Source organism: Gordonia alkaliphila, from assembly GCF_023017165.1.
Taxonomy (GTDB): Bacteria; Actinomycetota; Actinomycetes; order Mycobacteriales; family Mycobacteriaceae; genus Gordonia; species Gordonia alkaliphila.
This window is the reverse complement of sequence record NZ_JALKBW010000001.1, coordinates 2603953-2619146: the sequence shown is the minus strand read 5'-3', so window position 1 is coordinate 2619146 and position 15194 is coordinate 2603953. Positions and strand designations below refer to the sequence as shown.

Here is a 15194-nt window from a genome sequence, read left to right as displayed (position 1 = left end):
CAGACAGGCTACTCGGCACGCAGCGCCGCGAGTTCGGCCGCCACGACGTCGTGTCGGGCGCGATCGTCGGTGGGCGCGTCGAGGGCGACGCGCATCAGGTCGGCGAGGGCCGGAATCTGCGCGGCCCGCAGGCCTTCGGCGACCGCGGCCGCCGTGCCGAAGCGGATCGCCGAGCCCTCGGTGACCGGCGCGGCGTCGAACGGGGTCACCGCCTTGTCGACGATGATGCCGCTGGCCGCCAGGCGGGCCGCGGCCTCGCGGCCGGTGAGTCCGAGCGAGCTGACGTCGACGATGCCCAGATGGGTGTCGGTGCCGCCGCCGACCGGGCGCAGCCCGTGCGCGGCGAGCGCGGCCACGAGGTCGCGCGCGGTGCCCGCCACTTCGCCGGCGTAGGCCTGGAACTCCGGGGTGGCCGACTCGGCGAAGGCCACCGCCTTGGCCCCGACGGCGTGCATCGCCGGGGCACCCTGCAGGAACGGGAAGACTGCGCGATCGAGGGCTTGAGCGTGCTCGCCGCGGGCCAGCAGCAGACCACCGCGCGGTCCGCGGATCACCTTGTTGGTCGCGACGGTCACCACATCGGCGTACGGAACCGGGGAGGCCAGCACACCGCCGGCGACGAGACCCGCCAGGTGCGCGGCGTCGACCCACAGGATGCATTCGGCCTCGTCTGCGATGGCGCGCAGTCGCGGCAGATCCCAGAGGCGGGTGTACGAGGTGCCGCCGACGACCAGGATGCGCGGGCGATGGATCATCGCGAGCTCGTGCAGCTTCTCGTAGTCCACCTGCTCGGTGTCGCGGCGCACGCCGTAGTTCACGACGTTGAACCAGCGTCCGGACGAGTTGGCGCGGGAGCCGTGCGTCTGGTGGCCGCCGTGGCGCAGGCTCAACGAGAGCAGCTGATCGCCCGGTTTGGCGAAGGCGGCCAGCACGGCCAGGTTCGCGAGCACCCAGGACAGCGGCTGCACGTTTACGTATTCGGCGTCGAACAGCGCGCGGGCGCGGGCGCGGGCGAGCTCCTCGACCTCGTCGACCACCGCGCAGCCACCGTGGAAGCGGCGGCCCGGGTAGCCCTCGGCGTACTTGTCCGACAGCACCGACGCCATGGCGGCCCGCACAGCGGGGGTCGCCACCGACTCGGCCGCCAGCAACTGCAGGCCGGAGTCGCGGCGCCGCTGTTCGCGGGCGATCAGCTCGGCCATCGCGGGGTCGGCGGCGGCCAGCGCCCGCTGGTGGTCGGTCAGGTCGGCGTCGGTCATTGCGGTCTCCGCAGGTCGGCCGGATCCACGTCGAGCACGTCGGCGATGGCGTCCACGGACACCGCGCCCTCGCGCAGCACCACGGGATCGGCGCCGGTGAGGTCGACGATGGTGGAGGCCACCGCGTGATCGGCGGGACCGCCGTCGAGGTAGACGGCGACCGAGTCGCCGAGCTGCGCCCGGGCGTCGCCCACGGTGGCGGCCGGTGCGCTGCCGGAGACGTTGGCGCTGGAGACCGCCATCGGTCCCACTTCGCGGAGCACCTCGATGGCGACCGGGTGCAGCGGCATCCGCAGCATCACGGTGCCGTCGGTGTCGCCGAGGTCCCAGGCCAGCGACGGCGCCTGCTCCACCACCAGGCTCAGACCGCCCGGCCAGAACGACTGCACCAGTTCCCGGGCCTGCGGGCTGACGCGCTGCACCAGGCCGTCGACGGTGTGCCACGAGCCCACCAGAACCGGCACCGGCATGTCGCGGCCGCGGTGTTTGGCGGCGAGCAGCGCGCTCACGGCTTCGGAGTCGAAGGCATCGCAGCCCAGGCCGTACAGGGTGTCGGTGGGCAGAACCACCAGTCGGCCGGCCCGCGCGGCGCCGACCGCGGCGTGCAGCCCGGCGGCTCGTTCTTGCGGGTCACTGCAGTCGTAGACGGCGCTCACGGTTTCCATCCTTGCACGGTCGCCGGGTCGGCCCGGCGCGCGGTGACATAACGCGGACGTCCGGCCAGATCGCGGTGACCGACGACCTCGGTGAACCGGCCGTCGGCGACGAAGACGTCGACCGTTGCGGCCGCGGTGGTGTCGTCGTGCTCGAGCGCCACCACCCCGCCGGGCCGCAGGCCCTCGGCGAGTAGCGGAACGAGTTCGACGATCAGGTCCATGCCGGTCTCGCCGGAGAAGACCGCCTCCGCCGGGTCGTGCGCCACCTCCGGGGACACCGGCGCGGCGGCGGGCACGTACGGCGGGTTGCAGACGATCACGTCGACGACGCCGAGCTCGGCCCACACGTCCGGGTCGGTGACGTCGCCGGCCACCACCCGCACCCGGTCGGCCACCGACGACGGTTGCGCCGCCGCATTGCGCCGCAGGTAGTCGAGCGCCGACGGCGACCGTTCCACCGCGACCATCGCCGCGCGCGGCACCGCGGTCGCGACGGCCAGCGCGAGGGCACCGCTGCCCGAGCAGAGGTCGACCACGCGGACCGCCGCCCCGGGCTCGGCGACGTCGGCGCACGCGCGGGCGGCCCACTCGACGAGCAGTTCGGTCTCCGGGCGCGGGACGAACACTCCCGGCCCCACGGCGAGTTCCACGCCGGCGAACGAGGCCTCGGCGGTCAAGTGCTGCAACGGGATTCGCTCCGCGCGGCGGGCGATGAGGGCGTCGTACGCGGCAGCCTGCGCGGCGGTGGGATCGTCGGCCAGGATCAGCCGCCCCGGCTCGATGCCGAGCACGTGGGCCAGCAACCAGCCGGCGTCGGTGGCCGCGGCATCGATGCCCGCGGTGGCCAGCGCCGCCGCGCCCCGGGCGCGCAGCGCCGTCGCAGAAGGGTTCGAGGCAGAAGGGTTCGAGGCAAAAGGGTTCGAGGCAGAAGGGTTGGCGCCCGAACGATCAGACGGCGAGGTCACTGCTCCTCGAGTCGCGCCTGCTTGTCGGCCTCCACCAGCGCGTCGAGCAGGGCTTCCATCTCCCCGGAGAGCACCGCGTCGAGGTTGTTGGCCTTGAAGCCGATGCGGTGATCGGAGATGCGGTTCTCCGGGAAGTTGTAGGTGCGGATGCGTTCGGAGCGGTCCACGGTGCGGATCTGCGCGGCGCGGCCGGCGGCGGCCTCGGCGGCCTTCTCCTCATCCGCGGCGGCCTGCAGCCGGGCGGCGAGCACCTGCATGGCGCGCGCCTTGTTCTGGATCTGGGAGCGCTCGTTCTGACAGGTCACGACGATGCCGGTGGGCAGGTGCGTCAGGCGCACCGCCGAGTCGGTGGTGTTCACGCCCTGTCCGCCCTTGCCGGAGCTGCGGTACACGTCGACGCGCAGGTCGGAGTCGTCGATCGCGATCTCGGCGACCTCGTCGGGCTCGGGGTAGATGAGCACCCCGGCGGCCGAGGTGTGGATGCGACCCTGCGACTCGGTGACCGGCACGCGCTGCACGCGGTGCACGCCGCCCTCGAACTTCAGGCGGGACCAGACGCCGTCGCGGGACGCCTCGCGCGCCTTGATCGAGAGCGTCGCGTCCTTGTAGCCGCCGAGATCGGATTCGGTGACGCCCAGCACGGTGGCCTTCCAGCCGCGGCGCTCGCAGTACCTCAGGTACATCCGGACCAGGTCGGCGGCGAACAGCGCCGACTCCTCTCCCCCGGCCCCGGACTTCACTTCGAGTACCACGTCGTCGCCGTCGTGCGGATCGCGCGGAGCCAGCAGGTCGGTCAGCGCTGCGTCCAGTTCCGCCACCGTGGCCTCCAGCGCCGGCAGCTCCTCCGCGAAGCTCGGATCAGCTTCGGCGAGTTCGTGCGCGGCCGCCAGATCCTCACGGGCCGCGGCCAGCTTGGTGTACGTAGTCATCACCGGGCCCAGCTCGGCGAACCGTTTGCCGACTCGACGCGCGGTGGCGGGATCGTCGTGCAGCGACGGATCCGAGAGCTGCTGCTCCAGTCCCTGGTACTCGGCGAGGATGTCGTCGATCGCGGTGGCCTGCCTGCTCACGTGTACTGCGCTCCTGAACTCGCCGGTGCGGCGACTCGCGGGATGAAACGTCGAAAAGGGGTACCGGGACGACGAACGACACCCGGATGCGAACGACGCCCGGCCGCCGATCGGTGAAGATCGTGAGCCGGGCGTCGCGGGAAAGCTACTTCTGGCGCTTGCCGTACCGCTTCTCGAAGCGAGCGACGCGGCCGCCGGTGTCGAGGATCTTCTGCTTGCCGGTGTAGAACGGGTGGCACTGCGAGCAGACTTCCACGTTGATCCGGCCGTCCTTGGCAGTGCTGCGGGTCTCGAAGGTGTTGCCGCAACCGCAGACGACGGTGGTCGCCTCGTACTGGGGGTGAATGCCTTGCTTCATGGGGTCCTTAATGTTCGTGGCCGCCGGGTCATCGGGCACAGAGCGCCGATGTGAACCGGAACCGGACTGACCGGTCGATTATTCCACAGGACGGCGGCGGGTGCTAAATCACACCCGTCGGCGTTAACGCCTCGACCGGTTGCCCGCGACTATTCTAGTAGTGCACCCTTACCCGCCGACGACCCCGGGAGACGCCCTCCGATGACCACGCCCAGCGGCAGTTCCGACCGCCCCGCCCGCAAGACTCGCTGGTCACGGCGCAATCCCTACTCGGCGCGGGTGATCGAGAACAACCTGCTGACGGCGCCGGAGAGCGACAAGGAAGTGCGCCACCTGATCCTCGACATCGCCGACGCCGGACTGGAGTACCAGCCGGGCGACGCTGTCTCGGTGCTTCCGCAGAACGCACCCGAGCTCGTGGCGGCGATCATCGCCCGCCTCGGCGTCCCCGCCGACACCGAGATCACCGACCGCAAGGGCAGCCAGAGCCTGACCGCCGCCCTGACCCACGGTTTCGAGATCACGTCGGTCTCCCCGTACCTGCTGGACCACCTCGCGACGACGCTGCACAACGAGGTCGCCACGGCGCTGCTGGCCGGCGACCGCGCCGATCTCGAGGCGTGGGCGCGCGGCCGCGACGTGCTGGATCTGCTGGCGCTGGAACCGGAGTGGTCCCCCACCCCGGAGGCGCTGCTGGCCGAACTGCGGCCGTTGACCGCCCGCACCTACTCCATCTCGTCGGCGCCCAGCGTGCACGACGGCACGCTGCACCTGACGCCGGCGACGGTCCGCCACTACGCCACCGACGAGTGGGGCGCCGGCCGCGACCGCGGCGGAGCCGCCTCCACCTACCTCGCCGACCGCGTGCAGCCCGGCGACAGCGTGGGCGTGTACCTGACCCCGAATAAGAACTTCCGCCTGCCCGAACCGGACACCGACATCATCATGATCGGGCCGGGCACCGGGATCGCCCCGTTCCGCGGCTTCCTGCACGAGCGCGCCCAGGACGGCGGCAGCGGACGCAACTGGCTCTTCCACGGCGCGCGCCACCGGGACCAGGACTTCCTGTACCGCGAGGAGATCTCGAGTCTCCACTCCGACGGCGTGCTCGACCGCCTGGACGTCGCCTTCTCTCGCGAGCAGGAGGAGAAGGTCTACGTCCAGCACCTGATGGACGGCCACGGCGCCGACCTCTACCACTGGCTGCGCGACGGCGCGGTGCTCTACGTGTGCGGCGACGCCACCGAGATGGCGCAGAGCGTCGACGACGCACTGGTGGCGATCATCGTCGCGAACGAGGGCCTGCACGAAGAAGCGGCCCGTGCGCGACTGGAGGAACTCCGCGCGCAGGGCCGCTATCTTCGGGACGTGTACTAGTCCTGTACCGGACTAGTCCTGGTCGGTACTAGTCCTGATCGAGGGATCCGGGTGCGGTCTTCTGCACCTGCATGAGGAACTCGACGTTGTTGCGCGTCTTCTTCAGCTGCGACAGCAGCAGGTCGATGGCCTGCTGGCTGTCCAGGCCGCTCAGGAGACGACGCAGCTTGTGCATGATCGAGAACTCCTCGGGCGAGAGCAGCAGCTCGTCCTTACGCGTACCCGACGGGTTCACGTCGACGGCCGGGAAGATGCGCCGCTCAGAGATCTTGCGGTCGAGCTTGAGCTCGGCGTTGCCGGTGCCCTTGAACTCCTCGAAGATCACCGTGTCGCCGGTGGAGCCGGTCTCGACCATCGCGGTGGCGATGATGGTCAGCGACCCGCCGTTCTCGATGTTGCGGGCGGCGCCCAGGAAACGCTTCGGCGGGTACAGCGCCGTCGAATCCACACCGCCGGACAGGATGCGGCCCGACGCCGGGGAGGCGTTGTTGTAGGCGCGACCGAGGCGGGTGATCGAGTCGAGCAGCACCACGACGTCCTTGCCCTGCTCCACCAGGCGCTTGGCGCGCTCGATGGCCAGTTCGGCGACGGTGGTGTGATCGGACGGCGGCCGGTCGAAGGTGGAGGCGATGACCTCGCCCTTCACCGAGCGCTGCATGTCGGTGACCTCTTCGGGCCGCTCGTCCACCAGCACCACCATGAGGTGGCATTCGGGATTGTTGGTGGTGATTGCGTTGGCGATGTCCTGCAGGATGGTGGTCTTACCGGCCTTGGGCGGCGAGACGATCAGCGCGCGCTGCCCCTTGCCGATCGGCATGATCAGGTCGATCACGCGGGTCGACAGACGCTCCGGCGTGGTCTCCAGACGCAGCCGCTCGTTCGGGTACAGCGGGGTGAGCTTGGCGAAGTCCGGGCGCTTGCGGGCCTGGTCCGGCTCGCCGCCGTTGACCGTGTCCAGCCGCACCATCGGGTTGAACTTCTGCCGCTGGTTGCCCTGCTGCTGCTGGTCAGTGCCCTCGCGCGGCACCTTCACCGCACCGGTGATCGCGTCGCCGCGGCGCAGTCCGTAGCGGCGGACCATGTTCATCGACACATAGACGTCGTTCGGTCCGGGCAGGTAACCGGAGGTCCGGACGAAAGCGTAGTTGTCGAGCACGTCGAGGATGCCGGCGACGGGTGCGACGACGTCGCCCTCGTTCAGCTGCGGCTCACCCTGGTCGCCACCGCGATCGCGGCCGCGACGGTTGCGCTCGCGCACGCGACGGCCGCGGCGACGACCGCCGCCTTCGCCGTCGTCGTCGGAGTGCTGATCCTGGTTGCGCTGCTGGTGCTGCTGCCCGCCCTGGTTCTGCTGGCCCTGATTCTGCTGGCCACGGTTGCGGTTGCCCTGCTGCTCGCCCTGGCTCTTGTCGCCGGCGTTCTTGTCACCCGAGTTCCGGTCGCCCTGGTTGCGGTCGCCCTGGTTGCGGTCGTTCCGGTTGCGCCGGTTGCGGCCGCCCTCGGAGGACTGTTCGCCCTGGTCGGCGCCGTCGCCCCTGCCGCGACGCTCGCCGGTCGGGGCGTCGCTCTTGGGTGCATCGTTCTTGGGTGCGTCGTTCTTGGGTGCATCACTCTGAGGAGCGTCTGCCTGCGGGGCCTCGGTCTTGCGGGCCTCGGTCTTCGGGGCGTCCGCCTGCGGGGCCTCGGCCTTCGGGGCGTCAGCCTTGGGCGCCTCGGTCTTGGGCGCCTCGGTCTTGGGCGCCTCGGCCTTGGGCGGCTCGGCGGCGGGGGCCGCGGCCTTGCGCGCCGCGCCACCGCTCTGGTGGGTGCGGATGGCGTCAATCAGATCGCCCTTGCGCATGCCCGAGGTGCCTTTGATGCCCAGCTCACCGGCCAGACCGCGCAGCTGCGGCAGCAGCATGGAGCTCAGACCACGCGGGGCGGCGGCGGGGGTGCTCAGGTCCGTATCGGTCACGGATATCCTTTCGTTCCCTACGGCAGACGCCGCGGGGCCCACTGGAAGCAGTGGTATGGAGGTTCTCGATGCTCTGCCGCGGCGAGAAGATGCGACCGGTCCCGTACGTCAACGGCGTGTTTCCGAGAGAAAGGACGGCCGCGCCGGTGACTCGTGAAGAAGCGAGCGCGAAATTCTGCGCGGCGGAACGGCCCCAGTGTAGCACCATCGACGTCAGGGCAGCGTCGACACACCCTCGCCGATCAGCAGCGGCGTCATGACGAACCCGTGCTCGGCGGCCACCGCTGCGTCGTCGGCATCCAGCTCGGCGGTCCCCAGCACCAGCACCGCGGGGCCCGCACCGGACACCGTCGCGGCATGACCGCGGGCCCGTAGCGCGGTGACCAACGCATGCGTGTGCGGCAGGGCCGGAGCGCGATAGTCCTGGTGGAGGCGGTCTTCGGTGGCCGCGAACAGCAGATCCGGATCGTCGGTGAGCGCCACCACGGCCAAGGCCGCGCGGCTGACGTTGAAAACCGCGTCGGCGCGCGGCACGTCGTCGGGCAGCAGGCCGCGGGTCACCGTCGTCGACGATTCGAACTCCGGCACGAACGCCGTCGCCACCACCGCGGGATGCGTGTCGACCCGACGCGCGAAGTAGCCGCCGTCCTCGGTCATCCAGGTGACCACGCCGCCGCCGAGCACGCTGGCCGCGGCATTGTCGGGATGGCCTTCGAACTCGCCGGAGAGCTGCACCAGTTCTGCGTCGGTGAGTCCGGGTCGTCGTCCATCCGCCGCGATCAGTGCCGATGCGGCGGCCAGTCCCCCGACCACCGCTGCGGCTGACGACCCGAGGCCCCGCGAATGGGGAATCACATTGACGCACGTCAGGTGCAGTCCGGCCGCCGAGACGCCGGCGAACTCCAGTCCGCGCGCCACGGCCCGGGCCACCAGGTGGCTGCCGTCGCGCGGCACCTGATCGGCCGCCGCACCGGACACGTTCACCACCACGCCGTCGTCGGTGGTCTCCACCGTGACCTCGTCGTAGATGCCCAGGGCCAGACCGAGACAGTCGAAGCCGGGACCCAGGTTGGCCGACGACGCGGGCACGCGCACACGCACGCGCAGACCGGCGGCCAACGCCAGATCGGTGTCCGGTGCGCCGGCCCGGATCGCGGGAGAAGCACTCATCGGCGGCGTCTACCCCACACCGAGGGCGCTGGCGACGGCGACCGGATCCACCTGAATCGCCTGCACCTGCGGCATGTCCTTGAGCGCCGTGTCCGGGTCCTTCAGTCCGTTGCCGGTCACCGTGCACACCACGAGCGAGCCCGGCTTGACCCAGCCTTCGGCGTGCGCGGCCAACAGACCGGCGACGCTGGCGGCCGAAGCCGGCTCCACGAAGACGCCGACCTTGCCCGCGAGCAGACGGTAGGCCTCGAGCAGCTTCTCGTCGGTGGCGGCGCGGAACTGGCCGTTCGACTCCTCCTTGGCGGCGACGGCCTGGTTCCAGCTGGCCGGCGCACCGATGCGGATGGCGGTGGCGATGGTCTCCGGGTCGCTCACCGGATGGCCGAGGACCAGCGGGGCGGCACCGGCGGCCTGCACGCCGAGCATGCGCGGCAGGGAGTCGATGATGCCGTCGGCGTGGTACTCGCGGTAGCCCTTCCAGTACGCGGTGATGTTGCCCGCGTTGCCGACCGGGAGCGCGTGCACGTCGGGGGCGCGGCCCAGGACGTCGACGATCTCGAAGGAAGCGGTCTTCTGGCCCTCGATGCGGGCCGGGTTCACCGAGTTCACCAGTTCGATCTCGTCGAACTCGGAGGTTACCTTGCGGGCCAGCTCCAGGCAGTCGTCGAAGTTGCCCTGCACCTGGATCACCTTGGCGCCGTGCATCACGGCCTGCGCGAGCTTGCCCATGGCGATCTTGCCCTCGGGGATCAGCACGGCGCTAGTGATGCCCGCGCGGGTGGCGTACGCGGCGGCCGAGGCCGACGTGTTGCCGGTGGAGGCGCACAGCACGGCGCGCTTGCCGTTGTTGACGGCCGTGGTGACCGCCATCGTCATGCCGCGGTCCTTGAACGAACCGGTCGGGTTGAGGCCCTCCACCTTCAGGTACACCTCGCACCCGGTGAGTTCGCCCAGGTACGGCGCGTGGATCAGCGGGGTGCCGCCCTCGAGGAGGGTCACGATCTCCCAGTCGTCGCCGACCGGCATTCGATCGCGGTAGGCCTCGATGAGGCCGGGCCAGCCGCGGTGCACGGGGTCGTGGGTCTGCTTAGTCATTGGTTCCCTCCAGGCGGAGCACGCTGGACACCTTGATGACGGAGTCCATTTCTTCAAGTGCGGCAACAGTTTCCGACTGTGCGCGGTCGGTGGCGCGATGCGTGACGACGATCAGGCGCGCGTCTTCGCCGGCGCCCTCCTGGCGCACGGCCGAGATGCTGACGCCCTGCTTGGCGAACTCGCCGGCGACCTGCGCCAGCACGCCCGGCCGGTCGGCGACGCGCATCGACACGTAGTAGCGCGTCTGCGCCTCGTCGATCGACGCGATCGGCAGCGAGGCGTAGGTCGATTCCAGCGGTCCGCGGCCGCCGTTGACGCGGTTGCGCGCGGCCATCACCAGATCGCCCATCACGGCGGCGGCGGTCGGCGCGCCACCGGCGCCCTGGCCGTAGAACATCAGGCGGCCGGCGTTCGCCGACTCCACCACCACGGCGTTGAACGCGCCGTTGACGGTGGCCAGCGGGTGCTCGTTCGGGATCAGCGCCGGGTAGACGCGGGCCGAGATCCGCTCGGTGCCGTCGGCGTCGGTCATCCGCTCGCAGATGGCGAGCAGCTTGACGGTGCAGTCGAACTGGGCGGCGGCTTCCAGGTCGGCGGGCTTGATCGCGGTGATGCCCTCGCGGTACACGTCGTCGGCCGTGACCCGGGTGTGGAAGGCGATCGACGCGAGGATCGCGGCCTTCGCGGCGGCGTCGTAGCCCTCCACGTCGGCGGTCGGATCGGCCTCGGCGTAGCCCAGACGTCCGGCCTCGGCGAGCACCTCGTCGTAGTCGGCGCCGGTCTCGGCCATCTCGGACAGGATGAAGTTGGTGGTGCCGTTGACGATGCCGGCCACGCGGTTCACCGAATCACCGGCCAGCGATTGCGTGAGCGGGCGGATCACCGGGATCGCACCGGCCACCGCGGCTTCGAAGTACAGGTCCACCCGGTGCCGGGCGGCAGCCTCGGAGAGTTCCCCGGCGTGCACGGCCATCAGCGCCTTGTTGGCGGTGATCACCGACTTGCCTGCTTCGAGGGCGGCGCGGATCAGCGTGCGGGCCGGCTCGATGCCGCCGACCAGCTCCACGACGATGTCGACGTCGTCGCGGGCCACCAGGGCCGCCGGATCGGTGGTCAGCAGTGCCGGATCGATACCCGGACGCGCCTTGGCCGCGTCGCGCACCGCGACGCCGCGCACCTGCACCGGGGCGCCGACGCGGGAGCGGATGTCGCCGGAACTCTCGGTGAGGATGCGCACCACCTCGGCACCCACGTTGCCCATGCCCAGAACCGCTACGCCGATCGGGCGTGCGCCGCTGTCACTCATTGCCTACCTCCAGGCTCAGGAAGTCCTCGACACTCTCCCGGCGCAGGATCGCGCGCGAGGTGCCCTCGTTCACCGCGACCACGGCCGGTCGCGGCGCCATGTTGTATCGACTCGACATCGAATAGCAATACGCGCCGGTCGCGCCCACCGCGAGCAGATCGCCGGGCGCCAGGTCCTCGGGCAACCAGCAGTCGCGGATCACGATGTCGCCGCTCTCGCAGTGCTTGCCCACCACGCGGCAGACCACGGCGCTGGCCGTCGACTCGCGCGAGGCCAGACGGACGTCGTACTCGGCGTCGTACAGCACGGTGCGGATGTTGTCGCTCATGCCGCCGTCGACGGAGACGTAACGGCGCACGGTCTTGCCGTCGAGGGCCACGTCCTTGATGGTGCCGACGCGGTACAGGGTGATGCCTGCCGGTCCGGCGATGGCGCGGCCCGGTTCGACGGCGATCAGCGGCATCGGCAGCCCCAGGCGCGTGGATTCGCGTTCGACGATGGCGGCCAGCGCGTCGGCGAGGATCTTGACCGGCGGCGGATCGTCGCTCGGGACGTAGGCGATGCCCAGTCCCCCGCCGAGATCCAGCACTCGGATCTGGCTGGTCTTCTCGACGCCGAACTCGGCGACCACCTCGGCCAGCAGCGACAGCACCCGCTGCGCGGCCAGCTCGAAGCCGTCGATCTCGAAGATCTGCGAGCCGATGTGGCTGTGCAGACCCACCAGGCGCAGGTTCTCGGTGGCGAAGACAGCGCGGATCGCGTCCATCGCCACGCCGCCGGCCAGCGCGAAGCCGAACTTCTGGTCCTCGTGCGCGGTGGAGATGAACTCGTGGGTGTGCGCCTCGACGCCGGGCGTCACGCGCACCAGCACCTCGGCCACCACGCCGCGCTCGCCGGCGAGCCGATCGAGGCGCTCGATCTCGATCATCGAATCGAGGATGATGTGGCCGACGCCGGCGGCCAGCGCCGCGTCGAGCTCGGCCTCGCTCTTGTTGTTGCCGTGCAGCGCGATGTGCTCGGCCGGGAAGCCGGCGTGCAGCGCGATGGCCAGTTCGTCGCCGGTGCACACGTCCAGGGACAGCCCCTCGGACTGCACCCACTTGGCGACCTGCACCGAGAGGAAGGCCTTCGACGCGTAGTGCACGCGGCCGTACGGACCGAATGCGGCCTGCATGTCGGCGCAGCGCGAGCGGAAGTCGGCCTCGTCGTACACGAACAGCGGGGTGCCGTAGTCCTGCGCGAGCTGATCGACGGTCACCCCGGCGATCTCGAGAACGCCGTCGGCGTTGCGAGAAGCGTTGCGCGGGAAGACATTTGCGGGGATCTCGGCCATCGCCTCGGGAGAGCTCGGCCGTTCCGCGAGATGCGGAGCAGCGAGGATCTCGGCGTGCCGGGGGCCTGCGGGGTGTGCCATGGAGTTCCCTTACATCCGTTCCGGAGCGGTGATGCCGACCAGTTCCATACCGTTGGCGAGGACCTGGCGGGTGGCGGCGCAGAGTGCCAGGCGCGCGGAGTGCACGTCGGTGGCCTCCTCGTCGCCCTGCGGCAGCACGCGGCAGTGCGCGTAGAAACGATGGTACGAGCCGGCCAACGACTCCAGGTAACGCGGAATCCGGTGCGGCTCACGCAGTTCCGCCGCGGTGGACACCACTTCGCCGAAGTCGCCGAGGGTGCGGATCAGCTCGCCCTCGGCCGGTTCGACCAGCAGATCCAGGTGCGACTGATCGGCCTGCAGGCCGTGCTCGGCCGCGTTGCGGGCCAGCGCGCACAGCCGTGCGTGGGCGTACTGCACGTAGTACACCGGGTTGTCCGAGGACTGCTTACGCAGCAGATCGATGTCGATGTCGATGTTGACGTCGATCGACGACCGGATCAGCGCGTAGCGGGCGGCGTCGACGCCGACGGCCTCGACGAGGTCGTCGAGGGTGATGACGGTGCCCGCACGCTTGCTCATCCGGACCGGCTTGCCGTCGCGGACCAGGTTCACCATCTGCCCGATGAGGACCTCGACGTGGTCGGCGTCGTAGCCGAGCGCGGCGGCCGCGGCCTTGAGGCGCACCACGTAGCCGTGGTGATCGGCGCCGAGCATGTAGATGAGGTGGTTGAACCCGCGGTCGTGCTTGTCCTTGAGGTAGGCGATGTCGCCGGCGATGTAGGCGGCGTTGCCGTCGCTCTTGAGGACCACGCGGTCCTTGTCGTCGCCGTAATTGGTGGACCGCAGCCACCACGCGCCGTCGTGCTCGTACAGGTTGTCGCTGGCCTTGAGCTCGGCGATCGCCGCCTCCACCAGGCCGCGGTCGAACATCGAGTTCTCGTGCGTGTACACGTCGAAGACGGTGCCGAAGTCACTCAGGGTGGTCTTGATGTGCGTGAACATCAGGTCCACGCCGATCGACCGGAAGGTCTCCAGGCGCTCGCCCTCGGGCAGTTCCAGCACGTTCGGCACCGCGGCGATCACCTGGTCGGCGATCTCGGAGATGTAGTCGCCGGCGTAGCCGTCCTCGGGGGTCGGCGCACCGGAGGCCGCCGCCTCCAGGGACCGAGCGAAGCGGGTGATCTGCTCGCCGTGGTCGTTGAAGTAGTACTCGCGGGTCACCGCGGCGCCGCGCGCGGCCAGCACGCGACCCAGTGCGTCGCCGACGGCCGCCCAGCGGGTGCCGCCGAGGTGGATGGGCCCGGTCGGGTTGGCCGAGACGAACTCCAGGTTCACCACGGCGTCGGAGAGTTCGTCGCCGCGGCCGTAGGCCTCGCCCTGCTCCAGGATGGTGGCGACGGTGACGTTCTGCGCGGCCGCGGCCAGGCGCAGGTTCACGAACCCGGGACCGGCCAGATCGGCGTCGGCGATGCCGTCGGAAGCGCGCAGCTCCTCCACCAGCCAGCCGGCCAGTTCGCGCGGATTCACACCGGCACGCTTGCCCACCTGCAACGCGATGTTGGTGGCGTAATCGCCGTGCTCAGGGTTGCGCGGACGCTCCACCACCACGGTGTCGGGGATCAGCGAAACGTCCAGTTCGCGCGCGGAGAACACTGCCAGCGTCGCAGTGCGGATCAAAGCTGCCAGATCGGTGGGAGTCACGGCTCCCCATCCTATTGTTTTCCCCCCGCTCGGCGACAATCGGATGCCCGATCAGGACCGACGCGAGTACTCCGACGCCTCGGCGACCAGTTCCGGCGACGGCGTGATCCCGGTGTACAGCGCGAACTGGGCGGCCGCCTGGCCGGCGATCACCGCGTCGCCGCTGATCACCGGCTTGCCCGCGGCCCGGAGTGCACGCACCAGCGGAGTGTCCGGCGGCAGAGCGACCACGTCGAAGCCGGCGCGGGCCGCCTCGATCACCGCCGTGGGGAACGGCAGCTGCTCCGCGGCGTCGCCGCTCATGCCCATCGGCGTGGCGTTCACGAGCAGGTCGGGCCGGTCGTCGTCGGCCAGCGCGCTGCGATAGGCGAAGCCGTAGCGGCCGGCCAGGTCGGTACCGGTCTGCGTGTTCCGCGCCACCACCGTCACCTCGCTGAAACCCGCCTCCCGCAACGCGGCGACCACCGCCTTGGCCATGCCACCGCTACCGGCCACCGCGACCGACCACGAACGATCGAAATCGGAGTCGGCGAGCAGGTCGGCGACCGCCTGGAAATCGGTGTTGTAGGCGTGCAGCACGCCCGCCTCGTTGACGATGGTGTTCACCGAGTCGATGGCGGCGGCCGACGGTTCGGTCACATCCACCAGCTCCAACACCGCTTCCTTGTAAGGCATGGAGACGGCGGCGCCGCGGATCGGGAGCCCGCGGATTCCGGCGACGGCCGCGGCGATGTCGGTGGGCGCGAACGCCTTGTAGACGTAGTTCAGGCCGAGCGCGTTGTACAGGTAGTTGTGGAAGCGGGTGCCGATGTTCGACGGCCGCGCGGCCAGCGAGACGCACAGGACGGTGTCGCGATCCAGAACACGGGCGTGCGACGACTCAGATGAACTCATGCGTCGAGCCTACG

At 70.4% G+C, this 15194-nt stretch carries 13 protein-coding genes; 1 reads left to right on the top strand and 12 read right to left on the bottom strand.

All coding sequences use genetic code 11. The features are described 5' to 3' along the window. Positions 1–8: 8 nt before the first annotated feature. From glyA to rpmE, 5 genes are all read right to left on the bottom strand, one after another. Entirely contained in the window at positions 9–1259 is a 1251-nt protein-coding gene (gene glyA / locus MUG78_RS11860) for a serine hydroxymethyltransferase (protein ID WP_246995036.1), read from the bottom strand. Further along, positions 1256–1915: an L-threonylcarbamoyladenylate synthase gene (locus MUG78_RS11855; protein WP_246995034.1), complete on the bottom strand. Its 660-nt coding sequence runs from the start codon at positions 1913–1915 to the stop codon at positions 1256–1258. The genes glyA and MUG78_RS11855 overlap by 4 nt, the downstream gene beginning before the upstream one ends. Continuing rightward, the gene (gene prmC, locus MUG78_RS11850) at positions 1912–2787 is read right to left on the bottom strand and encodes a peptide chain release factor N(5)-glutamine methyltransferase (protein ID WP_246997003.1); all 876 of its coding nucleotides are present in this window, start codon (positions 2785–2787) and stop codon (positions 1912–1914) included. The genes MUG78_RS11855 and prmC overlap by 4 nt, the downstream gene beginning before the upstream one ends. 89 nt (positions 2788–2876) lie before the next feature. Then, a complete protein-coding gene (gene prfA, locus MUG78_RS11845) occupies positions 2877–3950 on the bottom strand; it encodes a peptide chain release factor 1 (protein ID WP_246995032.1) in 1074 nt (357 codons plus the stop codon). A gap of 145 nt (positions 3951–4095) precedes the next feature. Further along, positions 4096–4308, bottom strand: coding sequence for a 50S ribosomal protein L31 (gene rpmE / locus MUG78_RS11840; RefSeq protein WP_246995030.1), 213 nt, complete (start codon positions 4306–4308; stop codon positions 4096–4098). A gap of 201 nt (positions 4309–4509) precedes the next feature. Here rpmE and MUG78_RS11835 point away from each other — a divergent pair, with 201 nt between their 5' ends. Next, on the top strand, positions 4510–5685 hold the full coding sequence (locus MUG78_RS11835) for a diflavin oxidoreductase (protein WP_246995028.1): 1176 nt from the start codon (positions 4510–4512) through the stop codon (positions 5683–5685). A gap of 28 nt (positions 5686–5713) precedes the next feature. Here the strand turns inward: MUG78_RS11835 and rho are convergent, their stop codons facing one another. The 7 genes from rho to MUG78_RS11800 form a co-directional block, all read right to left on the bottom strand. After that, positions 5714–7639 (bottom strand): transcription termination factor Rho, encoded by a 1926-nt coding sequence (rho, locus tag MUG78_RS11830; RefSeq protein ID WP_372493203.1) that lies wholly within the window; start codon positions 7637–7639, stop codon positions 5714–5716. Between the two features lie 213 nt (positions 7640–7852). Continuing rightward, complete coding sequence (gene thrB / locus MUG78_RS11825; RefSeq protein WP_246995026.1) at positions 7853–8809, bottom strand: homoserine kinase; 957 nt, start codon at positions 8807–8809, stop codon at positions 7853–7855. A gap of 9 nt (positions 8810–8818) precedes the next feature. Further along, entirely contained in the window at positions 8819–9904 is a 1086-nt protein-coding gene (gene thrC / locus MUG78_RS11820; protein ID WP_246995024.1) for a threonine synthase, read from the bottom strand. Beyond that, positions 9897–11210 (bottom strand): homoserine dehydrogenase, encoded by a 1314-nt coding sequence (locus MUG78_RS11815; protein WP_246995022.1) that lies wholly within the window; start codon positions 11208–11210, stop codon positions 9897–9899. Before MUG78_RS11815 ends, thrC begins: the two co-directional genes overlap by 8 nt. Further along, a complete protein-coding gene (gene lysA / locus MUG78_RS11810; RefSeq protein WP_246995021.1) occupies positions 11203–12624 on the bottom strand; it encodes a diaminopimelate decarboxylase in 1422 nt (473 codons plus the stop codon). The genes MUG78_RS11815 and lysA overlap by 8 nt, the downstream gene beginning before the upstream one ends. A 9-nt stretch (positions 12625–12633) precedes the next feature. Further along, the gene (gene argS, locus MUG78_RS11805) at positions 12634–14286 is read right to left on the bottom strand and encodes an arginine--tRNA ligase (protein WP_246995019.1); all 1653 of its coding nucleotides are present in this window, start codon (positions 14284–14286) and stop codon (positions 12634–12636) included. Positions 14287–14337: 51 nt separating this feature from the next. Then, a complete protein-coding gene (locus MUG78_RS11800; protein ID WP_246995017.1) occupies positions 14338–15180 on the bottom strand; it encodes a shikimate 5-dehydrogenase in 843 nt (280 codons plus the stop codon). Between the last annotated feature and the right edge of the window lie 14 nt (positions 15181–15194).

Excerpts from the sequence above, each read along its gene's own strand:
- glyA (WP_246995036.1), bottom strand. The coding sequence starts at position 1,259 with ATGACCGACGCCGACCTGACCGACCACCAGCGGGCGCTGGCCGCCGCC.
- rpmE (WP_246995030.1), bottom strand. The coding sequence starts at position 4,308 with ATGAAGCAAGGCATTCACCCCCAGTACGAGGCGACCACCGTCGTCTGC.
- MUG78_RS11835 (WP_246995028.1), top strand. The coding sequence starts at position 4,510 with ATGACCACGCCCAGCGGCAGTTCCGACCGCCCCGCCCGCAAGACTCGC.
- thrB (WP_246995026.1), bottom strand. The coding sequence starts at position 8,809 with ATGAGTGCTTCTCCCGCGATCCGGGCCGGCGCACCGGACACCGATCTG.
- thrC (WP_246995024.1), bottom strand. The coding sequence starts at position 9,904 with ATGACTAAGCAGACCCACGACCCCGTGCACCGCGGCTGGCCCGGCCTC.
- MUG78_RS11815 (WP_246995022.1), bottom strand. The coding sequence starts at position 11,210 with ATGAGTGACAGCGGCGCACGCCCGATCGGCGTAGCGGTTCTGGGCATG.
- lysA (WP_246995021.1), bottom strand. The coding sequence starts at position 12,624 with ATGGCACACCCCGCAGGCCCCCGGCACGCCGAGATCCTCGCTGCTCCG.
- MUG78_RS11800 (WP_246995017.1), bottom strand. The coding sequence starts at position 15,180 with ATGAGTTCATCTGAGTCGTCGCACGCCCGTGTTCTGGATCGCGACACC.